Source organism: Xanthomonas sp. CFBP 7698 (genome assembly GCF_003600855.1).
Taxonomy (GTDB): Bacteria; Pseudomonadota; Gammaproteobacteria; order Xanthomonadales; family Xanthomonadaceae; genus Xanthomonas; species Xanthomonas cannabis.
Genome location: NZ_PRDN01000005.1, coordinates 239026 through 262199, shown reverse-complemented (window position 1 = coordinate 262199; position 23174 = coordinate 239026). Strand labels below are relative to the sequence as shown.

Here is a 23174-nt window from a genome sequence, read left to right as displayed (position 1 = left end):
CTGCGCCCGACCCTCATCCGGCGCTTTGCGCCACCTTCTCCCGGTGGGAGAAGGGACAGCTCCCCTTCTTTTCAGGATTTTTGCATGAGCGCCAACGACAACTGGTACATCGAACACTTCCAGCCCACCGGGTCGGCGATCGGCTTCCGCATCAGCGGCAAGCTGGACGAGGTGCAGTCCCCGTTCCAGAAGATCGAGATCTACCAGACCACGGACTGGGGCAAGCTGATGCTCATCGACGGCGCGGTGATGCTGACCAGCCGCGACAACTTCTTCTATCACGAGATGATCAGCCACCCGGCGCTGTTCACCCACCCCGCGCCCAAGCGCGTGGTGATCATCGGCGGCGGCGACTGCGGCACCCTGCGCGAGGTGCTCAAGCACCCCGGCGTGGAAAGCGCCACCCAGTGCGATATCGACGAGCAGGTCACCCGCATGTCGGAGAAGTATTTTCCCGAGTTGTGCGATTCCAACCACGATGCGCGCGCCGAACTGTTGTTCGACGATGGCGTGGCCTACATGGCCAATTGCCCGGCCGGCAGCGTGGACATCGTGATCGTCGACTCCACCGATCCGGTGGGCCCGGCCGAGGGCCTGTTCAACAAGGCGTTCTACGAGAGCTGCTTCAAGGCGTTGAAGGACGACGGCATCCTGGTGCAGCAGTCCGAATCGCCGCTGGCGCTGCTGGACCTGATCAACGAAATGCGCACCGAAATGGGCAAGGCCGGCTTCCAGTCGTTCAAGACCCTGCCGTTCCCGCAGCCGTGCTACCCCACCGGCTGGTGGAGCGTGACCATGGCCAGCAAGCAGGCCAAGGCCGATTTCGCGTTCCGTCAGGACGCCGCGCAGGCCAAGGGCTTCGAGACGCTGTATTACACCGCCCACCTGCACACCGGCGTGCTGGTCGCCCCGCCCTTCGTGGCCAAGGCACTGGGCGAGTAAGCGCAGCGAACAACCCTTCGCCTGCGGGCGCGGACCGCGCGCGCAGGCGCGATGCTTGAATGGTTGCGGCCGATTGACGACACCGGCCGCAACAGCCTGGAAGTGACGCCCAGGCTGTCGGCAGCCGCCCGTTGACGAGACTGCCTGCGCCCCTGCAGCGCGCGGGCTGATCTGCCAGTGCGTTGCGCCTGGTGTGCTGGCGCACCGATGCCGATGGTGCGGCGATGCGCCGCTCACATTCCCTTGAACGGCAATCGATCGACAGTGCAGCCGTGCGCGGGATGCATCGGTCTTGCGCGCCATTGCAGCGTCACGCTGCCGTCGATGCCGCTGCCCATGCCATGCCGACCAATGTATGTGACCGCGCAGCCTATAACCGGGCCAGGACTTCCGTTTTCTTTGCGTCGAATTCGTCCTGCGTGACCAGCCCCGCATCCAGCAGTTGCTTGAGCTTGCTCAACACCTGCATCGGGTCGTCAGCGGCAGGTGCGGGATTGGCCTGCGGCGGCACCGCGCCTTGCGCAGTGGGCGCGTGCACCACCACACCGCCGGCCGCCGCACGCAACTTGTCGACCTCCAGCTGCTGGCGCTTTTCGTAGGCCGATTCTTCCACCTGCTGCGCATAGGCATAGACGCGCCGCGCCTGCTTCTCGGGCAGGCTATCGATGGAGGCGGAGGTGCCTTGAGTGGTGCGGCACATGATGGTCGCCCCGAGCATCTGTTCGCTCATGTGCACATCGAGCACCTCGCGCCAGGGGAAGTCGCGGAATGTCATGCCGAACAACTTGGGGTAGACCACGATGAACCTTCGGTTGGTCAGCACCACCGCATCCGGCGACAGGTTCATCACCATCTTCTTCTGCACCGCGATGTACTCGACCTGCTCGTCGCGGGTCAGCAACTCACTGACCTTGGGCAGGATCTTGCCGACTGCCACCGGATCCTGCTCGTCTGTCAAAAACTGCGCCACTGCGTCCATAGGCCCTCGCCAACGGCTGACTCACTGCGTTGACCACGACACTACAACAACCCGCATGGATGGCTATGCAATGCCGATGAGCTCCGGCGGCACGGCGTCACCTGCGCTGCGTTCCACTGCGCAGCTGATGCGACGCTAGCTCACGAAAAAGGGCGGACGTTGCCGCCCGCTCTTCGTGACCATCGACCCGTATCAGAAGCGGACTTCGGCTCCGAAGCTCAGCACTTCGGCACGATTGATCGTGAGGTCTTCGTAGTCATCGTAATACTCGTCAGCGTAGACATAATTCGTGTAAAGCGCGCTCAAGCTGACGTGCTTGCCGATATCTACGCCAAGACCGGCGCCGACGTAGGCGCCATAGACGCGCTCGTTGTAGTCCTCACCTTTCGCTTTGCCGCCCCAATAGCCCAGCCGCACGAGCGCAAAAAGGGGAACATCGCCAAGGTTGAAGCGCGCCGTTCCACCGATGCTGCCAAAATCCACATTGGGAATGACGACAAAGCCATCCGCATCCTTGGAACCATCCACTTTCCCGGTTGCGGCTTCGATGCCGATCAATGTGACCGGACCTGCGCGCCAGCGGTAGCCAACGTTAAAGCCCTGCATATCCTGCTTGCCGTTTTCAAACACCTTGGCTTTGCCACTCTGCACGCCAAGGAACAGGCCGCTCTTGAGGCGCTGCTCCTCTTCGCGCGGCAGCGGCGGTACGTAGGCCGGCGCGACCGGCGCCGCCACTACCGACGCCTGCTCGGCCACCGTACTGAATCCGCCAGCCTCACCGGTCTGGCTGGTGCCGCTTCCACCGACGGCAACCGGCGCTCCGCCGATGCCGGCTTGCGAGGTGCGCGATGACTGCGCCGCCGGCGCACTCGCGTCCTGGCTGCCGGTCTGCTGCTTTTGCTGTTGCCGATAGCTGTCCCAGCCGCGCGACAACGATTGCGCCGAGGCCTGTGCCGTGACGCCGAAGGCCGTGCAGGCCAACAGCAGTGTTGCGGTCCTTTTCATCGCTTCCCCCAATGAGTCGTACTCCATCGTTCCCGCATCCTTGCGCACGCAGGGGTCACCTGACGGCGTCTGGAAGTGGCGCAGTTGCTGTCGAATTCGGGGGCTTTCCCGGCATCACCGGATGTCGTGCGACATCGATCCAGGCGCCGCCCCTGAGAACGTGCCCGTACTAACGCGTGATGCAGCCCCCTGACCGCAGCCGGCACAGTGTCTGGAGTCTCAGCAGCTGTCAAGAAGAGATGTGATCGCCCGCGCCTGGTTGAAGCGATCGCAAGTCAGGCGCTGATCGAAGCGGGCAGAGGGCACCGCCGACGCCAGTTTCTGCCCGCGCACGCGCGGCTCCACGCGATGCCCGCGAACCTTTCGGGACGAGGCCGCCAAGCAATTGATTAGCAATGCCGTTCCACCTCCGGAACATTTCATTTGTTAAACAACTGTAATTTCAATACTCACAAGTTCTAAAATTGCGCGGACCGATCCCTCCCGATCATCGTGAACCTGCGCAACGCGTGACATCTCCGCGCCGCCAAGGTCCGGAGAACTGTCATGCATTACCAGCCGCTGGACGTGTCCAGCCTGCATCTCGTCACGCCCGTTCTGCTTAAGCAGGGCACCCGCCTGCTGGAACCCGACGTCTACCGCACCCACGTGGATGGGCAACTGGCGGTGGTCAAGGACTACGGCCGCTACCGCCGCACGCTGCTGGCGCCGGTCGCGCGGCTGATGGTGCGCCATGAGGCCAGGATGCTGGAACAGCTGAAGGGATGGCGGCATGCGCCGGCCCTGCTCGGCACGCTGGGCGGGCTGGCACTGGGCATGGAATTCATTCCCGGCGACACCCTCAGCGCCAGCGCGGTGGTGGGCCAGGAGGTCTTCCAGCAACTGCAGCAGGCCTTGCGCCGGCTGCATGCGTTCGGCATCACGCATAACGATCTGCATGGCACCAATGTGGTGGTCAGTGCGGGCGTGCCGGTGCTGATCGATTTCACTTCGGCGTGGCGATTCCCGCGCTGGTTGCGTCGCGGCACGCTGGCGCGTCAGCTGCAACGCAGCGACGTGGCCAACTTCCAGAAAATGCGCCAGCGCCTGGCCGGCATTGCACCGACGGCCGACGAAGCCGCACGCAGCGCCGAACCGCGCTGGGTGCATGCCATTCGCAGCGGTTGGAAGCGGCTGTATCGGCGTCTGAAAGGCACTGCGTAACCCGCGCTGCTGGCCGGGAGCCGTTCTTGGAGCGGCTGGCCAACGTTGTGACGTCATCCGCTGCGCTGATTGCATCGGTTTGATCTGCAGCGCGGAACATCCCCGAGTGCTCTGTGCATGCCACGTGCTGCGATGCAGTGGCAATGGCGCTCGCGCGTTTGCCTGCACTGCGACGCGAACCGTCACCCCTACGCGTCGCGGTGCCTGCGCACTAACCCATCACTTTGCTGCTGCCGAAGCGGCAACTGCCGGCGCGCGATAGGCGATCAAGCTCGGTGCATCGGTGACGAAGCGGTCGAGCACGCCGTCGGCGATCTTGACCGGGCCGCCGAAGCGGGTGGCGCCGGGAATCGATGGGATGGCCGCCGCTTTGGCTGCAAGCGCAGCCGCGTCCGCAAACAACGCCGGTGCCTCGGTGGCGCCGCGATTGGCAGCATCCAGCCCGGCTGCGGTCTGCTGCAGCGCGCGGCCCCAGCCCTCCATCGCCTCCAGCCAGGGACGCGATTGTGCGGCAAAGCCCTTGTCGGCCACCCCGTCGCGGATGATCTGCGGTGCGGCGGCCAGCTCGTCGGCCGTATGCGCCAACTCGGCAATCGCCTGCGTGCACGCTGCCGTATCGCCCAGCGCGATCGCTTCGCGCACATGGTCGAGCACGGCCTTCAGCCGTGGCGCCTGTTCCTGCCACGGCTGGCTGCCGAAGGTGGGCGCCAGGTGCTGGGTGTCGAAGAAGGTCAGCAATGCCGCGGTGACGCGCGCATCGCCGCCGGCCAGATCGCGCGCCGCCGCATGCCAGGTACGTTCTGCGTCGTAGCCTTTGTCGTTCCAGGCGAAGGCGGTCAAGCCCATCACCGCCACGCGGCTGGGCACTTCCTGGTTCATCGGGTTGGAGACGATGCCCGACAACTCGGCCGACAGGCCGGCCTCGCGCCGCGCGTACGGCGCCATCAGCAGGCGCCCGGCCGAGGTTTCGAAATCGTTGACCGGGTAGTTGTCCCACAACAAGGTCTTGCGGCCGAACGCCTTGGTGGCGGCGCGCGCATCGGGAATGGAAATGGCCGGCGGCACCACGTCGGTGCCGGTCCACTGCACCACGATCTTCGGGTCCAGATGCTTGCGCAGCGCTTCCTTGTAGGGGCTCTCCTTGGCGTCGTAATACTCGGTCGGCACCATGATCAATTCCGACGCTGCATCGTGCCGCGCAACCAGATCGGCCTGCACCAGATTGAGCAGGTGCGATTGCGCGATGCCCGCCGCCTGCGCGCCGGACTCACCGAAGGTGGCCTTGTCGCGTTCGCAGTTCCACTTGGTGTATTCGATGTCGTCCAGCGCCACATAGAAGCTGCGCACGCCCAGCGCGCGGAACGCATCGAACTTGCGCAGCAGTGCCTTGGCGTCGGCGGGATCTGAGAAGCACACGGTCGGGCCCGGTGAGATCGCGTAGACGAAATCGACGTGATTGCGCTTGGCGGTGGCAGCCAGCTGGCCGAGCGCCTTCAAGGTCGGTTTCGGATACGGCTCGCGCCAGCGGTCGCGCGCGTACGGATCGTCCTTGGGGCTGTAGATGTAGGTGTTGGCCTTGGTACGGGCGAGGAAATCGATGTGCTTGCTGCGATCGGCCATCGACCACGGCGCGCCGTAGAAGCCCTCGATCGTGCCGCGGATCGGCATGGCCGGGTAATCCTGGATCGTCAGCGTCGGGATGGCCGGCCGCGCGAGCAGTTGGCGCAGCGTCTGCGCGGCGTGGAACAGGCCATCGCCGTCGTGGCCGGCAAGGGTGATCAGGCTGCCGCGATCGAGGGCAACGCTGGCCAGCGTGTAGCCCTCCTTGTGCGTGTCCTGCACGGCCTTGCTGCGCGTCAGCGCGTCGTGCACCACTGCTGCATCGCCGGTGCCGAGCACGATGTGCGGGCGGTCCAGCGTGGCGGGCAGGCGCGTGGCAGTGGCAATGTTGCTGACGCCGGCCGTGGTGAGGATGCTGCGCACCAGCGCGACTGTGGCCTTGTCCGCGCTAGGCGCGACCACTAGCACCACGGACCGGCCCAGGCTGATCGTCTCGCCATCCAGGGTGATCGATACCGGGGCCGGAAAGATCGCCGGCTGGGTGACCGACTCGGCCAGCGCCGATGTCGCCAGGCCCAGCGCCACCACCATCGGGAGCAGGCGCAAGCCCGACTTGCCACTGCGTCGCTTCATGTCCGAACTCCGGTATTGGAATGGTATTAACGCCTAGAGTAGGCAAGTCGCTACGCGGGGACAAGAGCAGCGCCTTGCCATAGGTCGAGTCCGTTTTGCGCGTAACGAAAGCTGCTGTCGCGAGGCATTCCCGCAATACAGGACCGGCGCCGCGCAGCCTGCAGGCTGCGGTATTGAAATGGTATGAGGCGAGATGGCTACGCGGCTCAGAGCAACAGCCGACTCGCGGTCAACGGATACTTGTCGGTACCGGTAGGGGCGCCGCTGGCTGGTACGTCGCTTAAGGAGGCAGCCGTCAGGCAGCCGCAGACCCCGTCGCGCGAACCGTTTGGCATCACGGGCTGGGCCGGCTTGTCGTCGATCGGGCCCGTTGATGCCGACACCTTCGACCCAGGCATCACGGTCGCGCGGAGACCGGCAACGCCGCCGCAGGCTCGGCCTACGGCGTGCGCTCACTCCTACAGCGCGTCGCTATCCAGCTCGCCGGTGCGGATGCGCACCACCGTGCCCAGGTCGTAGACGAACACCTTGCCATCGCCGATCTTGCCGGTACCGGCCGCCGCCACGATGGCTTCGACCACGCGCTCGGCCTGGTCGTCGGTCACCGCCACTTCGATCTTCACCTTGGGCAGGAAGTCGACCACGTATTCGGCGCCGCGATACAGCTCGGTGTGACCCTTCTGCCGGCCGAAGCCCTTGACCTCGGTCACCGTGATGCCTGCCACCCCGCAGCCGGCGAGCGCTTCGCGCACATCGTCGAGCTTGAACGGTTTGACGATGGCCATGATCATTTTCATCGGTGCAGATCCCAGGGCATGACGGCCGCGCAGCATACCGTGGACGCAGGCAACACTCATCTAATGCGGCAGCGCCGTCACCGCGGACCACAGCCGAATGGGACTATCCTTACCGCCTGCCGACTGCCTTGCCGATGTCCCGCGTGTCCCGGCCTGCACTAGGCTTCCTACGGACCTGCGGAGAACACCATGATCGATTTCAATCAGCTCGACGACCTCGCCCGCCGCCTCAGCGACCTGGTGCCACCGGGCCTGCGTCAATCGCGCGAAGAACTGCAGAGCACCTTCAAGGGCGCGCTGCAGGCCGGCCTGGGCAAGCTGGACCTGGTCACCCGCGAAGAATTCGACGTGCAGCGCGCGGTGCTGCTGCGCACGCGCGAAAAACTCGACGCGCTCGAACAGGCCGTCGCCGCACTGGAAGCGCGCGCAGCGGGCGCACCGCCCAGCGCCGCTGCCAGCGCCGACAGTCCCTGAGCTGAGCCGCCCACCATGAGTCTGGCGCTGGTGCACAGCCGTGCCCGCGTAGGGGTGCAAGCGCCCGAGGTCCGGGTGGAAGTGCATCTCTCCGGGGGTCTCCCCTCCACCCAGATCGTGGGCCTGCCCGAGGCGGCGGTGCGCGAATCGCGCGAACGCGTGCGTGCGGCCCTGCTGTGTGCCCAGTTTGAATTCCCGGCGCGGCGCATCACCATCAACCTGGCGCCAGCGGATCTGCCCAAGGACGGCGGTCGCTTCGATCTGCCAATTGCGCTTGGCATCCTGGCTGCCAGCGGGCAGATCGACCGGCAGGCGCTGGCCGAGTACGAATTCCTAGGCGAGCTGGCGCTGACCGGCGAGTTGCGCGGCGTCGACGGCGTGCTGCCGGCGGCCCTGGCGGCCGCACAGGCCGGGCGGCGGCTGATCGTGCCGCTGGCCAATGGCGCCGAAGCCGCTATTGCCGGGCATGTCCAGGCCTTTACCGCACGCACCCTGCTGGAGGTGTGCGCCGCGCTCAACGGCACCCAGCAGGCACCAGCCGCCGCGCTGGCGGTGGCCGCCCTGGGCACATCGGCCCTGCCCGACATGGCCGATGTGCGCGGCCAACCGCACGCACGCCGCGCACTGGAGATCGCCGCCGCGGGGGGCCACCACTTGCTGCTGATGGGCAGCCCCGGATGCGGCAAGACCCTGCTCGCCTCGCGCCTGCCCGGCCTGCTACCGGACGCCAGCGATGCCGAGGCGCTGGAAACCGCCGCCATCCGCTCCATCAGCGGGCGCGGGCTGGATCTGGCGCGCTGGCGGCAGCGGCCCTATCGATCCCCCCATCACACCGCCAGTGCGGTCGCCCTGGTCGGTGGTGGCACGCATCCGCGCCCCGGCGAGATCTCGCTGGCCCATAACGGCGTGTTGTTTCTGGACGAGCTGCCCGAGTGGCAACGACAGACGCTCGAGGTCCTGCGCGAGCCGCTGGAATCGGGGCTGGTCACGATCTCGCGGGCAGCGCGCAGCGTGGATTTCCCGGCACGGTTCCAGCTGGTTGCCGCCATGAACCCGTGCCCGTGCGGCTGGGCCGGCGATGGCAGCGGGCGCTGTCGCTGCAGCAGCGACAGCATCCGCCGGTATCGCAGCCGCATCTCCGGGCCGCTGCTGGACCGCATCGACCTGCATGTCGATGTACCGCGCCTGCCGCCGCAAGCGCTGCGCAGTGGCAACCCGGGCGAGGACAGCGCCAGCGTGCGTGCACGCGTGGTCGCCGCGCGGCAGCGCCAGCTTGCGCGCGGCCCGCTGCCCAACGCACGCCTCGACCAGCCGGACACCGATCGCCACTGCCGCCTGCACGGCGACGACCAATTGCTGCTGGAGCGCGCGATCGAGCACCTGCAACTGTCCGCACGCTCGATGCACCGCATCCTGCGCGTGGCGCGCACCATCGCCGACCTGGACGACAGTGCCGTCATCGCCACGCGCCACCTGACCGAAGCCATCGGCTATCGCAAGCTCGATCGCGCGCTTGCCCCTGCCAGCGCGGCCTAGCGGGGCGGCCGTAATGCCGGAACCGTGCTGCGGCGATTGGAGCAACACAAGCGGCTTCCGCACGCCCTGAGTGATGTGCGACTGCGGGCAGTGATACGCGACTGCGGGCAGCGCCGCGCGATGCTTGGTCGCCGCATCGAGCGCAAGGCGGGACATCGCAACATCCACTTCATGGCGCTCCGCGTACAACGTCGGCCACTCCATTGCGCAGAGGCCGTCATGAGCCGACATCCCGACCTGACCACCGTTCCGTCGCTGGATCTGAACCGCTATCTGGGCACCTGGTACGAGATTGCACGGCTGCCGATCCGCTTCGAGGATGCAGACTGCACCGACGTGTCGGCGCACTATTCGCTGCAGGACGACGGCAGCGTGCGCGTGCAGAACCGCTGCCTGACTGCGGCGGGCGAGCTGGAAGAGGCCGTGGGAGAGGCCCGCGCCATCGACGACACGCACGGCCGGCTGGAAGTGACGTTCCTGCCCGAAGGATTGCGCTGGATTCCCTTCACCAAGGGCGATTACTGGGTGATGCGGATCGATCCCGAGTACACCGCCGCCCTGGTGGGCAGCCCCGATCGTAAGTACCTGTGGCTGCTGGCGCGGCTGCCGCAGCTGGATGAGAACATCGCCCAGGCCTATCTGGCGCAGGCGCGCGAGCAGGGGTTCGATCTGGCGCCGCTGATCCACACCCCACACACCGGACGATTGACCGAACAACCGCTTCCCTGAAACCCCGCGAGGTACCAGCGCTGCTGCGCGATAGCCGAGCGGTTGCACGGTGCCCCGTTCGACCTGCCTCCTGCAGCGCCTGAGTGCAAGCGCGTGCAACGGATAGCCAACTGATCCGTGGCACGTTCGACGGCGCAGCATCCGCGCCACGCACGCACGCTTGCAACGCCGCACATGCGACGCTGCAGCATGTCGCCCGGACTCGGCTGGCGCCCCGGCTTGGCTGCGGCGACAGCCGCCGCAACGTCGTCCAGCCCGCGACGCGAGCTGGCGCATGCGGCGCCACGCCATTCGGATTTCCCGACCAGCAGTCAGCAGCGGGCGATCGCAACACCGCGCAAGCAAACTCGGCGGCACGCTCCCCAGACTACGCGGGCGCGCCGGCTTGACTGCGGCGACAGCCGCCGCAGCGTCGTCCAGCCCGCGGCGCGAGCTGACGCATGCCGGACCACACCCTTCCTCTCCCGCCGGCAGCCTTATGAGAACGGCCGGGCCCGGACCAGCACTACCAGATCGGCACCGCCATCCTGACCCGGCCGCACCGGTTCATGCGCGCGATGGGCGGCCATACCGCCCGGCCGGTTTACCCGTTGAGGGTGCCCAGATCCTTGGCCGCGGCCTGCGCACCTTCCAGACTATCGAAGGCCACACCGGTATCGCCCACCACGTACTTGATCAGTTCGCCGTCGCGCGTGGTTTCGTGCATCTTGAAGATCGGCACTGCGTCGGTGCCGCCGACGCGTTCTTTCTGCGTTGTCATGGTGATTCCTCCAGTGAGAGCGCCTTGCAGGGGACCGGCTGGCCCCGCAGCCCGCGGTGGCGAGCACAGACGCACCGACCCTAGCGCGCCCGTGCGTGCAGGCGCGTGAATCCCTACAACGCAGCGGCCCCCCTGTGCGTACATGGTCCGCCGCAAGAAAATCACAGCGACTTCGCTCCACGGACGCGCGCAATGCACGCGTGTGTCGTACATTCGCGACGTGCAGCCTCATCCGTCCACTTCCGTTGTTCACCTAACGCCGTTACGGCGCACTGCCTGGCGCGGTGGTAGTGCCATGGCACTGGCTCGATGCGTGCTGCGCCACCGGCATCATGCAAGGCCGTGTGCGTGAGCTGGCCTGTATGTCGATGCGGGTGAGGACATGAAGCGTCAACGCATCATCAGTCTGACCGTGCTGCTGGTGGTGCTGTGCGCAACGCTCCCGATCGGACTGTCGTATTACCTGGCCTGGCGGCTGGCGCTGTCGCGCGAGGAGAGCAGGCTCAGCCAACTGGCGGCGCTGTCGATCCGGCGTACCGACACGGCCTTCGACGAAGCGCATGGCGCGTTGTTGAGCATGGCCGCCTCGCAGGCGCCGCCCTGCTCGCCCGCACATCTGGCGCAGATGCGTGCGCTGGTGCTGACCAGCCATTACATCGTCGAGCTGGGCCACTTTCGGCAACGCTGGCTGCGCTGCACCTCGTGGGGGCAGTTTCCCGACAACATCCCGCAGACCGCTCCGGATTTCGTGGTCAAGCGCGGCATTGCAGTGACTACCCGGCTGCTGCCGCTGGCCAATCCGCAACATCCGTTGATGGCGCTGCAGCTGGGCAACTACAACGCCCTCATCAATCCGAACACGCTGGCCGACATCAACATCCCGCCGGGCCTGCAGCTGGCGATCGGCACGCCCGACGGCCAGGTGCTCAGCAGCACCGGCACCGCGGCCGAACAGTTGCTGGTGGCGCCGCCCGCCGACGCCGCCACGTCCCGCACCGACGGCGACACCCAGCCACAGGTGCTGCACGGCCGCGACCGCCGTGGCGACTGGGCGGCGGTGGTGACCGAGCCGGCGGCCTATCTGCGCGGGCCGCTGGCTGCGGCACGCCTGCAGGTGATGCCAGCCGGCATCGCGGTGGCCGTGCTGCTGGTGGGCCTGGTGCTGTGGGTGTCGCGGCGCCGCCTCTCGCCGCTGGCACGGCTGGAGATTGCGGTGCAGCGCGGCGAATTCATCGTGCACTACCAGCCCATCATCTCGCTCGATAGCGGCCACTGCGTCGGTGCCGAGGCACTGGTGCGCTGGCAGCAACCCGACGGCGTGCTGGTGCCGCCGGATGCCTTCATTCCGCTGGCCGAAGAAAGCGGGTTGATCCTGCCGATCACCGATCTGGTGGTGGCCGAGGTCATCCGCGAGCTCGGCCCCACCCTGGCCGCCGACCCGACCCTGCATGTGGCCATCAACGTGTCGGCAGACGACATCAAGAGCGGCCGGGTGCAGTCGGTCCTGGCGCAGGCGCTGCAAGGCACCGGGGTGGACAGCGGACAACTGTGGGTAGAGGCGACCGAGCGCAGCCTGATGGATATCGACGCGGCGCGCACCACCATCACCCACCTGCGCGGCGCCGGCCACACGGTGTCGATCGACGATTTCGGCACCGGCTATTCGAGCCTGCAATACCTGCAGGGGCTGCCGCTGGATGCGCTGAAGATCGACAAGTCGTTCGTGGACACCATCGGCACCCACTCGGCCACCAGTTCGGTGACCGCGCACATCATCGAGATGGCCAAGACGCTGCAGCTGCGCACCATCGCCGAGGGCGTGGAGCGCCAGGAACAGCTGGATTACCTGCGCGCGCATGGCGTGGACCTGGCGCAGGGCTGGCTGTTCTCGCGCGCGCTGCCGGCAACCGGCTTTATCGCCTACCACGCGCAGACCCGCAGCGCGGCGCACTGATCCACTCGGCGGCATCACCCGCACGTGCCGGGTCGGCTCGCTGCAGCGGTGGGTCGAAGGCAGATTTGCCGCCGCGTCGCGCGCCCATCGCCGACCGATATGGGCTGGCGCTGTGCGCGTCATCGACAGACACGCGCGAGCCGATCATCCAACCACGACGGGAAAGTCGGTGCTGCGCCCGACCAGGCTGCGTGCGCAGCGCATCCTGCTCCAGCTGCGCGCCCAAGTGTTGGCCACCATCGCCGCAAGACAGCGACGGGCGCTGCCCATGGCCGAACCAGGCACCAGCCTGCGTGCGAGAACCCTGGGCTGGACACCTCCACCACCGTTGCCACGCGCCCTACCTGCAAAAAAGAAAGGCCGCCAATGGCGGCCTTCCGATAGCGGCAGCGCGCCCGATCAGGCGCTCTGCAATGCGCCGCTGCGTTCGCGCACCGGCTTGGGCCGGCTGGGAAACGCATGCCGCACGATCCGCCACATCACCTGGCCAAACTGCCGCGGCAGCGAGCCGGTGTTGTAGTGCTGGCCGTAACGGGCGCAGATCTGCTTTACCTCGACCGCAATCTGCGCGTAGCGATTGGCCGGCAGGTCCGGATAGAAGTGATGTTCGATCTGGTGGCTCAGGTTGCCCGACAGCACGTTCATCAGCTTGCCGCCGGTCAGGTTCGACGAACCGCGCAGCTGACGCAGGTACCAGTGGCCACGCGACTCGTTGCGGATCGATTCCTTCGGAAACACTTCCGCATCGGCGGTGAAGTGGCCACAGAAGATGATCACGAAGGTCCAGATGCTGCGCAGCACGTTGGCGGCCAGGTTGCCCAGCAGCACGGTCAGGAAGAACGGGCCGGCCAGCGCCGGAAACACGATGTAGTCCTTGAGCATCTGGCGGCCGATCTTGCGGCCGACCGGCAGGAACGAGGCGCGCAATTCGGCCGCCTTCATCTTGCCGGCGAACCAGCGGCCCAGCCGCAGGTCCTGGATCGCCACGCCCCATTCGAACAGCAGCGCAAAGACCACCGCGATGAACGGCTGCATCAGGTAGAACGGGCGCCAGCGCTGCTCGGGGAAGATGCGCAGCAGGCCGTAGCCGATGTCGTCGTCCATGCCGCGCACATTGGTGTAGGTGTGGTGCTTGAAGTTGTGCGTCTTGCGCCAGTTGTCGCCGGTGGCAACGATGTCCCACTCGTAGGTGTTGCCGTTGAGCTGCGGGTCACCCATCCAGTCGTACTGGCCATGCATGACGTTGTGGCCCAGCTCCATGTTCTCCAGGATCTTGGACAACGTCAGCAGCACCACGCCGGCGATCCAGGCCGGGATCAGCACGCTGTGCACGAACGCACCCAGAAACAGCAGCGCACGGCCGGCCACGCCGGTCCAGCGCACGGCCGCCACGATGCGGCGGATGTAGCGCGCATCGTCGGCGCCCACCTGGCGCTGCACGCGGGCGCGGATGGCATCGAGTTCGTCGCCGAAGGACTGCAGTTCGGCAGCGGACAGGGCACGGTTGTGGACTCGGCTCATGAGGGTTCCTTACAGATCCAGGATCAGGTCAGTGCTCGGGGCACTGATGCACAGGCGGACCTGTGCGGTGGGTTCGTTGCTGCGCTCACCGGTCAGCAGGTGGCGCGTGGTGCCGGCCTGGCGCGCGCAGGCGCAGCTGTTGCAGATGCCCATGCGGCAGCCGTGCTTCGGCCGCAGGCCCTGGGCTTCCAGTCCTTCCAGCAGCGACTGGCCGCGCGGCAGGGTGAGCGTACGGCCGCTGCGTGACAGCTGGACCTGCACCTGCCCGGCTTCGCTTTCGTCCAGTGCCGGCACGCTGAAGGCTTCGGCCTGAAAGGCGGCCACGCGCCCTTGCAAGCGCTCGCGCGCCGCCTGCACAAAACCGCCCGGGCCGCAGGCCATCACATGGCGCCGGTCCAGCGCGGCAATCTGCTCCAGCGGATAGTTGTCCACGCGCGCGGCCGGTGTCTGGCCCTCGCGAGTGGTGAGAAGGCGCACGCGCAGGCGCGGATGCGCCGCAGCCATCGCCTCGAACTCATCCATGAAGCAGGCTTCGTCGCGCTGGCGCACCCAGTACAGCAGGTCCACGTCCACCGGCATGCCGGCCTGCGCGGCGGCCTGCAGCAGCGCGCGCATCGGGGTGATGCCCGAGCCGGCGGCCAGCAACAGCAACGGGGTGGGGGTAGCCGGCAGCAGCATGTCGCCAAAGGCCGGGTCCAGCGACACCACCGTGCCCAGCGCTGCATCGCGCGCCAGGTACCGGCTGACCTGCCCGCCTTCGATCGCCTTGACGGTGATCGCCAGGCGGCCGTCGGCCAGCACGGTCGGGCTGTAGCTGCGCAGCAGGCGGCGGCCATCGATCTCCACGCCAACGCTGACGTGCTGACCGGCCTGCAGACCCTGCCAATGGCCATTGGGCTGCAATACCAGCGTCACGGCATCGCGGCTGGCGGCGCTGCGCCCGACCAGGCGGGCCATCGGCCGCTCCAGCGTCCACAGCGGGTTGATCCGGGTTGCCCAGAAATCGAACAGCTGCGGCGACACCAGGCGGCGCGCCAGCCGTGCAGGCAGGGGGGACTTGGACTTGGAAGTGGATGCCAGGCTCATAGGGCGCACTATACGCGTGCATGCACACACGTGTATACAGTTGTATATCGGCCGGAAGCGCTATGATTCATGCCCACGCCCGGCTGCTGCCTCATGACCTCCATCGCCCTGCCTTCCCACGACGCGCCGCCGTCACGCAAGCCGGCGATTTCACGCGAGGACCTGATCGCCGCGGCGTTGTCGCTGATCGGCCCGCACCGCAGCCTGTCCACCCTGAGCCTGCGTGAAGTGGCGCGCGAGGCCGGCATCGCGCCGAACAGCTTCTACCGCCAGTTCCGCGACATGGACGAGCTCGCCGTGGCCTTGATCGACCTGGCCGGGCGCTCGCTGCGCACCATCATCGGCCAGGCGCGCCAGCGCGCCACCTCCACCGACCGCAGCGTCATCCGCGTCTCGGTGGAAGCCTTCATGGAGCAGTTGCGCGCCGACGACAAGTTGCTGCACGTGCTGCTGCGCGAAGGTGCGGTGGGTTCGGACGCCTTCAAGCAGGCGGTGGAGCGCGAACTCACCTACTTCGAAGACGAGCTGCGGGTGGACCTGATCCGCCTGGCGGCCGCCGACAATGCCAAGCTGCATGCGCCGGCGCTGGTGTCCAAGGCGATCACCCGGCTGGTATTTGCGATGGGCGCGGTGGCGATGGACTCCCCGCCGGAAAAAGATCCCGAGCTGGTCGAACAGATCTCGCAGATGCTGCGCATGATCCTCACCGGCGCGCGCACCCTGGGCACGCACGGCGGCTGATTGTTCGCGTTGGCGATGGCGTTGCCGCGAACGAGCAGCGGCATCGGCGCATGGACCAGCGCATACGCCGATGCTGAGCACGCCGTACATACCGTCTGACAAATGCTTGCTACGTGCTGTCGGCGTGCTTCCTCTGCAATGCCTGACATCAGGTCAGCGCCGGATACCGACCGCCGCATTCAAATCCAATACCGCCTTGCGGTCGTTACACAGCTGCATTCTCTTTCGACTATCCGAAAGATAATCCGAAAAATAATTGCATAAAGTGCTTGCGCAATGAAAAGGACGCAGGTAATGTTCGCGCCCTCGGCAGGTACGCCTGCATTTTCAACGAACCGACCTCATGCCCCTGCTCCGTTCCGCCACATTCAATCGACTGCCCAGCGCACACCGCGCGGCATCGTTTGTGTGCACGAAGAAAGCAGCCGTGCGCATCACCCGATTCGACTGATGTCCTGACAAGGAGATCGGTCACCCGATCTCCGAGGCAAGCGAACGCCCTCGGATGCTGCATCCGGGGGCGTTTTTCGTTATGCGTTCGCATCGCATCGTGTGGATGACCTTCCAGGCACCCGGGCATGGATTGCCCGACCACATGGACGTTGCAAAGCGGTCAGGCGCGAAAGCGCTGTGCCCAGGTGTCGGGCACGGGCGGCGCGTGGTCATACACATACAAGAGTACCGTTTGAATAAAACGGTGATCAGAAACACTGTGAAAGAGATTCAGCGGCCTGGAGTTTATTCCAGCTGGTGCGCGCGGCTGTGCCGTGGCGTATACCGAAGCCTTTCTCATGTTTCTCGTTACGGGTATCGGCTCCTGGTGGAGCGGCGGCGCAATCCGCAGGTCTGGTTCGATTCCGGAATACTCACCACTGGATAGCTCAGTTGGGTAGAGCAACAGATTTGTAATCTGTCTGTCGCGGGTTCGAATCCCGCTCCATGCATGACCTTATCGGTCATTTCTCGGGACGCAAGTCCCTTTACGGAAACGCCCATGCCGCAGGCAAACAGGCAACCCATCGCGTGACTGCCTGCAGCAGCGGCGCCGTGGCCGGACCCTTGCCCTGGACGCGCACGCTGCACCGTTCGCAACCGCTGCGCACTACATCGCACAGCGGCGGCAACGCGCATGCAGGCGCCAACAGCGCATCGCGCCCCGCACGGCCGCCGTCACCGGCGTTTCCACCTTTCAACGCCGCGTTGCATCGGCACACGTCTCGCCAGCAGTCCGATCCGGGCGGCGCGACGGCAGTCACTTTGGATCGGACCACCAGAGCCAGATTAAGAACGGCTAACAACACGTAGCGAGTGGTCGTCAGGTGGGTGCGGGCGGCGCGCAGGAACCGGAGTGTACGAGTGGTACATGAGGATTCCGAGCACCGCCCGCGCCCGCCTGGCGGCCGCGCAGTAGTGTTGTTCGCTGCTCTAAGGAGGAGTGCCATGTTTTGGACCAAGAGGGTCGTGATCGGTGACGGCGAGCGCGGCCTGGTGTATCGCAACCGTCGGTTCGAGCGCGTGCTCGTCCCCGGTGTCTATCGCCTGTTCGACCCACTGGGCCGCAGCGAAGTCATCGTCCACGCAATCACTCAGGGCGCCTACGTCGGCCCCGATGCGGAGATGCTGATCGACACGCTCGGCAGCACCCTGCCGCAGCACTTCGTGCTGGCCGATATCGGGACCGCGCAGGTCGGCCTGCTGATCCGCAACGGCAAGCTTGAGGAGGTGCTGCCACCGGGCACGCGCGCGCTGTACTGGCGTGGGCCGGCAGCGATCGAGGTGCAGACCCTGCCGCTGGGCGATGGGCTGCAGGTGCCTGCCGATGTGCAGCGCAGGTTGCGTCAGCTCGGCACGCTGTCGCGGGTGGCAGTGTGCATGGACGTGCCCGCCGAGTCGCAAGGGCTGGTGTTCATCGATGGCAAGCTGGTTGCACCGTTCGGCCCGGGGGCATACGCGTTCTGGAATTTCCAGAAGAACATCGCCACTGAGGTGATCGATCTGCGCGTGCAGTCGGTCGAGGTCTACGGGCAGGAGCTGTTGACGCGCGACAAGGTGTCGTTGCGGGTCAACCTGGCCGCCAGCATGCGCGTCACCGATGCCGTGGCGATGCGCACGCGCGTGGCCAAGGCCGGCGAATATCTGTACCGCGAGTTGCAATACGGCTTGCGCCGTGCGGTGTCGGCCAAGACGCTGGACGAGTTGCTGGGCGACAAGGCCTGCCTGGATGCGGATATCTTCGGGTATGTGCGTGGCAGCGTGAGCGGCTTCGGCATCGAAGTGCTGGGCGTCGGCGTCAAGGACGTGATCCTGCCGGGCGAAATGCGCGAGATCCTCAATGCGGTCGTGCAGGCGGAGAAGCAGGCGCAAGCCAACGTCATCCGCCGGCGTGAAGAGGCCAACGCCACGCGTTCGTTGCTCAACACCGCCAAGCTGATCGAAGACAGCCCGGTGCTGATGCGTTTGAAGGAACTGGAGGCGCTGGAAAAGGTCACCGAAAAGATCGACAAGCTCACCGTGTTCGGCGGCCTGGATGGCGTGCTGAAGCAATTGGTGACGATCAGGCAATGAAGGCTGCGCGTGGCGGAAGGATCTGCCACGCGCTGCCGCAAGGGAATGACGACAATGAGTACCTCACAACATTTTGAATTACTGCATGCCGAAGGCAGCACCACCCCGATCAAGGGCTGGGTGCGCGGCGTGCCGCTGGAAGCGCAGGCGCATGCGCAGTTGCGCAACATCGCCGCGGTGCCGTTCGTCGGCCCCTGGGTGGCGGTGATGCCCGACGTGCATCTGGGCAAGGGCGCAACCGTGGGCTCGGTGATCCCGACCCGTGGCGCCATCATCCCGGCAGCGGTGGGCGTGGACATCGGCTGCGGCATGGCCGCCGTGCGTACCACGCTGCGTGCCAGTGATCTGCCGGACAATCTGGCGCAGTTGCGCTCCAGCATCGAGCGCAGCGTGCCGGTGGGCAACGGTCGCGACGGCGAACACCGCACGCTGCCCGACAGCATCGAAACCCGCATCGCCCGTTCGGGGCTGGTGCAACGTCTGGACGCGATCAAACAGCAGCACAGGCGCATCCGCACCGACAAGCTGGAATGCCAGATCGGCACGCTGGGCGGCGGCAATCACTTCATCGAACTCTGCCTGGACGAAACCGATGCGGTGTGGGTGATGCTGCACAGCGGCTCGCGCGGCACCGGCAACCTGATCGGCAGCTACTTCATCGAGCGCGCACGTGAGCAACTGGCGCACCGCGTGCTGGGCTTTCATCTGCCCGACAAGGACCTGGCGTTCTTCATGCAGGGCGAGCCCCTGTTCGACGAATACGTCGAAGCGGTGTCGTGGGCGCAGGATTACGCACGCGAAAACCGCGAGGCGATGATGGCGCGCGTGCTGGCCGAGATGCGTCACCGCTTGCCGAAATTCCAGCTGGAAAAGCTCGCGGTCAATTGCCACCACAACTACGTGCAAAAGGAGACGCACGCGGGCGAGGAGCTTTTGATCACCCGCAAGGGCGCGGTGAGCGCACGCGCCGGCGAGCTGGGCATCATTCCGGGCAGCATGGGCACGCGCAGCTACATCGTGCGCGGGTTGGGTAACGCGGAGAGTTTTCACAGCTGCAGTCACGGCGCAGGCCGCGTGATGAGCAGGACGGCCGCACGTGCACAGATCACCCTCGCCCAGCATCGCCAGGCAACGGCGCATGTGGAATGCCGCAAGGATGCCGCCGTCATCGATGAGTCGCCGGCCGCCTACAAATCGATCGAGGCAGTGATGGCAGCACAGCAGGATCTGGTCGAAGTACTGCATACGTTGCGCCAGGTGGTGTGCATCAAGGGGTAGAGCAAGGGCCGCAGCAGCGGCCCTTGCTCTGCAAGTTGCATGCAACACCGGTCAGCGACCTCATCCGCAACGCCACTGCACAGTTCAGTCATGTCGCGATCGCACTCACATCCAAGCACACGCGTTTCACTCTCGCGACGCCATCGTTGCGCCACATTCGCGGCCTGCGTTGCAGGGCGCACCCATCACCAGGCAACCGGAGGCGGCATGAGCAATCTCGACAAGCAGGAACGCAAGGAAGAAGCAAAGGATTTGAACCGCGACCCGATCTCTGGCGCACCCGGTTCGCACCCGGTGGGTGTGGGCGTGGGCGGCATCGCCGGCGGTGCAGCGGCAGGTGCGCTGGCAGGCACGGTGTTCGGTCCGTTGGGCACCTTGATCGGCGCGGCGGCCGGCGTGGTTGCCGGCGCGGCGGCAGGCAAGGGTGTGGCCGAACGCCTCGACCCTACCGTGGAAACCGAATACTGGCGCCAGGAGCACCGGAACCGTCCTTACTACAAGGAAGGCACCGACTACGACCGCGACTACGCCACCGTGTACGGGTTCGGCCTGCAGGCGCGCGAAACACGCCCGACCAGCACCTGGGAAGAAACCGAAGCCACGTTGGCCGGCGAATGGCCCCGCAACCGTGGTGAATCGCGCCTGGAGTGGGACGATGCCCGCCTCGCTGCGCGTGATGCCTGGGACCGCGCCGACCGTACCCACACCGTGTATCGCGACGGCGATACCCATTACGCTGGTCGCTTCGATAGTGCCAGCTACCGTGACGCCGAATATTCGTATGACGATTATCGCCCGGCCTACCGGTACGGCATGCAGGCGCGCCAGCAGCACGCCGGCCGCCAGTGGGACGACCATCTGGAACGTGATCTGGGCGATGGCTGGGACCGTTTCAAGGCCGATTCGCGTCTGAACTGGGAAAAGGCCAAGCACGCCGTGCGGGAAGCCTTCGATTCGGATCATCACGGCGACGCTGCGCGTCGTAACCCGACCGACCCACGCGTGTAACGGCTTTCTGGGGTGCAAGCTGGCGCGTCAACCGCGTCACTGCATGATGCAAACGAACGGGCCGATGGGCCCGTTTCGTTTGTTGTGAGTTTGTGGCGGCGCCAGAGTAATTGAGACAACCGCGCTGCAAGCAGATCGCAACGCTCACCCGCATGACGCGTTCTTCAGTGGCGATCCATCCAGCGCAACGGTGCCGCCAAGCGCTGGCAGACAGGTGCGCGATCGACTACCCGGACGTCTTCTCCACCGCGCGGATGTCGCCGCGGAACACTGCAGCGTCGGCTCCCGCCGATGGCGCCTCTTCCTGCTGCTTGATCAGCTGCTTGCGCGCTGCCACCACTTCACGGGCCAGCGCAATCCGGCGACCCACCACCATTTCGGTCAACCAGTCGATCAGTGCGCGCGTGTAGCGCTGCTGATGCTCCTTGACGCTCAGGGCGTGGTCGGCTCCGGCGATCACCCGCGAGGTCAACGAACGCGCCTTGCCAAAGGCATTTGCGTAATTGCGCAGCACCGGTTGCGGCACGATGACATCGCGCTCGGCTTCGACCAGCAGGACATCGCCGGTGTACGCAGCGCATGCCGCCAACGCAATGTTGTCGTCGGGCGTCAGCGTGCGATGCCGATAGGCCATCAGATCCGGATCGGCATTGAGGCTGACCTTGGGCTGGTCCCACTGCGCATCCTTGTAGAGCGCAGGCGAACGTAGTGCCAACCACTCCACTGGGCGCTCACGTGTCAGCAGGGCGGACAGATAACCACCGTAGCTCAGGCCGACCACCGCAATCGACTGCGGATCCACATACGGCAGGCCCGCCAACTGGTCGTAGGCGGCAATGATGTCGCGCAGGTTCTGCGCGCGGGTGACGGTCTGCCGCATCGATGCATGGCCCTCATGCCCACGCAAATCGAAGGTCATGCAGATGCAGCCCAGACCTACCGCCTCGCGCGCACGCACCAGGCTGTGGTGCTGACTGCCGCCCCAGCCGTGGACGAACAGCACCGCCGGAATACCGGTGGGCGTGAGCAAGGTGCCGCTGAGTGCATCGTGATCGACTGCGATGTCGATACTGGAAAGTTTGGCTTCCATCAGTCGGTTGAAACCCTCCGGTATTTGTAGCGCGGGCCGGCGTCGGGGCGGCTTGCACGGTAGTACACCTGTGCGTCAGCCGGCGGCTCGCCTTCATAGATCTCGTGGGTGGATGCCCGCACCCAGTGCAGCCCCGGATGTTGCTGAAAACAGGCAATGGCCGCAAGTTCGGCCGGGGTGGCGCCACCGATCCGCCAGGACTGCTCGAGGACGCCGCACACCGCGCCGGCGTGCGGGTCTTCACCGCTGACCACATCGTAATTGCGCCGGGACACCTGCAGGCCCGCAAATGCAGCGGCAATGCTGCGATCGTACCGGCACGCTTGCTCCACCACGCGGCGCTGCAGCGGCGGCAGCCCGGTGCCCAACAGTGCCTCCAGCGATCCGCGATGGACGCGCAGCGACGAGCCGCCATAGACATCCTCGCCCTCGGCATTGCGCACGCTGCATTGCGTCCCGTAGTACGCGATCTGCACGCCAGCCACGCACAGCTCGCCCACGCTGTGCGTCAGCGGCTGCAGGATATTGCGCTCCAGCACTGCGCCGTGGGTTTGCAGATAGTGTTCGGGCAACCCGTCGAGTGCGACTGCCAGCGCGGCCGCATCGGCGATGCGCCACTGCCCGTTGCCGCCGACGCCGGTGGGCAGCTTCAGGCGCACCTGGCCATCGGGCAGCAATCGGTCCAACGCCTGCAAGGCATCGTCCCGCGAGAACACCGTGTAGCCTGGCAAGGTGGTCGGGATCAGCGCAAGCGCCAGCGCCTGATTCCAACCGGTGATACGCGTTGCCGCAGGATCGATCAAGGGGTGGCCGATCACCTTGGTGGCCACAAATGCATGCGGCACGATGCCGCCCAGCAGGCCGTGACGACCATCGATGCCAAGCGCACGGGCCTGCTCGCTAGTCAGCGTATCGTCGGGCACATGCAACGCAGCATGTTGGTCGCCTGCGGCAGACGCAATCACAGTGTCCAGGCCTGCATCATGCGCGCCCAGCAGGCGCGCAAGCTCGCTGCACACCCAGGCATGGGTGGCCCGTTCGTGGCCGTGCTCGGCCACGGCACGCGTGGTATGCCCGAGCACCTGCAAGTACCGTGGCTCTGCCATCCGCTGTCCCCGTGCTCGTGCCCGTGCCACATCGGGCGCCTCCCGCTGCGTGCCGGAACGCGCCGCTGTAAACCCTGAAACCAGGTCTATTTCATGGCGAAATACAGACCTACCACGATCAACACCACCACGATCAGGCTGATGGCCACCCGGCCCCCGCGCAGCTCCAACAGGGCGTGCCACCACACACGTGCTTCCGGTGTTCCG

At 66.1% G+C, this 23174-nt stretch carries 19 protein-coding genes and 1 other RNA gene; 10 read left to right on the top strand and 10 right to left on the bottom strand.

Annotation, left to right across the window (positions count from 1 at the left end):
* Positions 1-84: 84 nt before the first annotated feature.
* A complete protein-coding gene (gene speE / locus XnspCFBP7698_RS18270; protein WP_123137647.1) occupies positions 85-942 on the top strand; it encodes a polyamine aminopropyltransferase in 858 nt (285 codons plus the stop codon).
* A 370-nt stretch (positions 943-1312) separates the two neighbouring features.
* Here speE and XnspCFBP7698_RS18265 read toward each other — a convergent pair whose 3' ends face one another.
* Entirely contained in the window at positions 1313-1921 is a 609-nt protein-coding gene (locus tag XnspCFBP7698_RS18265; RefSeq protein WP_104581178.1) for a PH domain-containing protein, read from the bottom strand.
* Between the two features lie 192 nt (positions 1922-2113).
* A complete protein-coding gene (locus tag XnspCFBP7698_RS18260; protein WP_104581179.1) occupies positions 2114-2926 on the bottom strand; it encodes an outer membrane beta-barrel protein in 813 nt (270 codons plus the stop codon).
* A 546-nt stretch (positions 2927-3472) separates the two neighbouring features.
* Between XnspCFBP7698_RS18260 and XnspCFBP7698_RS18255 the strand changes: the two genes are divergently transcribed.
* Complete coding sequence (locus XnspCFBP7698_RS18255; RefSeq protein ID WP_184372067.1) at positions 3473-4129, top strand: RIO1 family regulatory kinase/ATPase; 657 nt, start codon at positions 3473-3475, stop codon at positions 4127-4129.
* Positions 4130-4348: 219 nt separating this feature from the next.
* On the opposite strand, the gene XnspCFBP7698_RS18250 is transcribed toward XnspCFBP7698_RS18255, so the two are convergent.
* Both XnspCFBP7698_RS18250 and XnspCFBP7698_RS18245 read right to left on the bottom strand, forming a co-directional pair.
* Positions 4349-6322, bottom strand: a complete 1974-nt coding sequence (locus XnspCFBP7698_RS18250) for a beta-N-acetylglucosaminidase domain-containing protein (protein WP_104581180.1) — start codon at positions 6320-6322, stop codon at positions 4349-4351.
* Between the two features lie 458 nt (positions 6323-6780).
* The gene (locus tag XnspCFBP7698_RS18245) at positions 6781-7155 is read right to left on the bottom strand and encodes a P-II family nitrogen regulator (RefSeq protein ID WP_199680230.1); all 375 of its coding nucleotides are present in this window, start codon (positions 7153-7155) and stop codon (positions 6781-6783) included.
* Positions 7156-7308: 153 nt separating this feature from the next.
* Here XnspCFBP7698_RS18245 and XnspCFBP7698_RS18240 point away from each other — a divergent pair, with 153 nt between their 5' ends.
* The 3 genes from XnspCFBP7698_RS18240 to XnspCFBP7698_RS18230 all read left to right on the top strand — a co-directional run bounded on the left by XnspCFBP7698_RS18240 (position 7309) and on the right by XnspCFBP7698_RS18230 (position 9858).
* Positions 7309-7593, top strand: a complete 285-nt coding sequence (locus XnspCFBP7698_RS18240) for an accessory factor UbiK family protein (RefSeq protein ID WP_039411142.1) — start codon at positions 7309-7311, stop codon at positions 7591-7593.
* A 15-nt stretch (positions 7594-7608) separates the two neighbouring features.
* The gene (locus tag XnspCFBP7698_RS18235; RefSeq protein ID WP_104581181.1) at positions 7609-9129 is read left to right on the top strand and encodes a YifB family Mg chelatase-like AAA ATPase; all 1521 of its coding nucleotides are present in this window, start codon (positions 7609-7611) and stop codon (positions 9127-9129) included.
* A 219-nt stretch (positions 9130-9348) separates the two neighbouring features.
* Complete coding sequence (locus XnspCFBP7698_RS18230) at positions 9349-9858, top strand: lipocalin family protein (protein WP_039411161.1); 510 nt, start codon at positions 9349-9351, stop codon at positions 9856-9858.
* Between the two features lie 583 nt (positions 9859-10441).
* On the opposite strand, the gene XnspCFBP7698_RS18225 is transcribed toward XnspCFBP7698_RS18230, so the two are convergent.
* Positions 10442-10618 (bottom strand): hypothetical protein, encoded by a 177-nt coding sequence (locus tag XnspCFBP7698_RS18225; RefSeq protein WP_068835690.1) that lies wholly within the window; start codon positions 10616-10618, stop codon positions 10442-10444.
* Positions 10619-11000: 382 nt separating this feature from the next.
* Here XnspCFBP7698_RS18225 and XnspCFBP7698_RS18220 point away from each other — a divergent pair, with 382 nt between their 5' ends.
* The gene (locus XnspCFBP7698_RS18220) at positions 11001-12572 is read left to right on the top strand and encodes an EAL domain-containing protein (RefSeq protein WP_104581182.1); all 1572 of its coding nucleotides are present in this window, start codon (positions 11001-11003) and stop codon (positions 12570-12572) included.
* Positions 12573-12971: 399 nt separating this feature from the next.
* Here the strand turns inward: XnspCFBP7698_RS18220 and XnspCFBP7698_RS18215 are convergent, their stop codons facing one another.
* On the bottom strand, positions 12972-14093 hold the full coding sequence (locus tag XnspCFBP7698_RS18215) for an acyl-CoA desaturase (RefSeq protein WP_123137646.1): 1122 nt from the start codon (positions 14091-14093) through the stop codon (positions 12972-12974).
* A 9-nt stretch (positions 14094-14102) separates the two neighbouring features.
* Entirely contained in the window at positions 14103-15179 is a 1077-nt protein-coding gene (locus XnspCFBP7698_RS18210) for a ferredoxin reductase (protein ID WP_104581184.1), read from the bottom strand.
* A 93-nt stretch (positions 15180-15272) separates the two neighbouring features.
* Here XnspCFBP7698_RS18210 and fabR point away from each other — a divergent pair, with 93 nt between their 5' ends.
* Positions 15273-15920: an HTH-type transcriptional repressor FabR gene (gene fabR, locus XnspCFBP7698_RS18205; RefSeq protein WP_039411152.1), complete on the top strand. Its 648-nt coding sequence runs from the start codon at positions 15273-15275 to the stop codon at positions 15918-15920.
* 1289 nt (positions 15921-17209) lie between these two features.
* On the opposite strand, the gene XnspCFBP7698_RS18190 is transcribed toward fabR, so the two are convergent.
* Positions 17210-17285, bottom strand: a non-coding RNA gene (locus tag XnspCFBP7698_RS18190) — sX9 sRNA.
* Between the two features lie 75 nt (positions 17286-17360).
* Here XnspCFBP7698_RS18190 and XnspCFBP7698_RS18185 point away from each other — a divergent pair.
* From XnspCFBP7698_RS18185 to XnspCFBP7698_RS18175, 3 genes are all read left to right on the top strand, one after another.
* Positions 17361-18485 (top strand): slipin family protein, encoded by a 1125-nt coding sequence (locus tag XnspCFBP7698_RS18185; RefSeq protein ID WP_104581186.1) that lies wholly within the window; start codon positions 17361-17363, stop codon positions 18483-18485.
* A 54-nt stretch (positions 18486-18539) separates the two neighbouring features.
* Complete coding sequence (locus tag XnspCFBP7698_RS18180) at positions 18540-19763, top strand: RtcB family protein (protein ID WP_179456588.1); 1224 nt, start codon at positions 18540-18542, stop codon at positions 19761-19763.
* Between the two features lie 207 nt (positions 19764-19970).
* Positions 19971-20771, top strand: a complete 801-nt coding sequence (locus XnspCFBP7698_RS18175; protein ID WP_104581188.1) for a hypothetical protein — start codon at positions 19971-19973, stop codon at positions 20769-20771.
* A 226-nt stretch (positions 20772-20997) separates the two neighbouring features.
* On the opposite strand, the gene XnspCFBP7698_RS18170 is transcribed toward XnspCFBP7698_RS18175, so the two are convergent.
* Together XnspCFBP7698_RS18170 and XnspCFBP7698_RS18165 are read right to left on the bottom strand one after the other, a co-directional pair.
* Positions 20998-21861: an alpha/beta fold hydrolase gene (locus tag XnspCFBP7698_RS18170; protein ID WP_104581189.1), complete on the bottom strand. Its 864-nt coding sequence runs from the start codon at positions 21859-21861 to the stop codon at positions 20998-21000.
* On the bottom strand, positions 21861-22967 hold the full coding sequence (locus XnspCFBP7698_RS18165; RefSeq protein ID WP_104581190.1) for a DUF3182 family protein: 1107 nt from the start codon (positions 22965-22967) through the stop codon (positions 21861-21863). The genes XnspCFBP7698_RS18170 and XnspCFBP7698_RS18165 overlap by 1 nt, the downstream gene beginning before the upstream one ends.
* Positions 22968-23174: the final 207 nt, after the last annotated feature.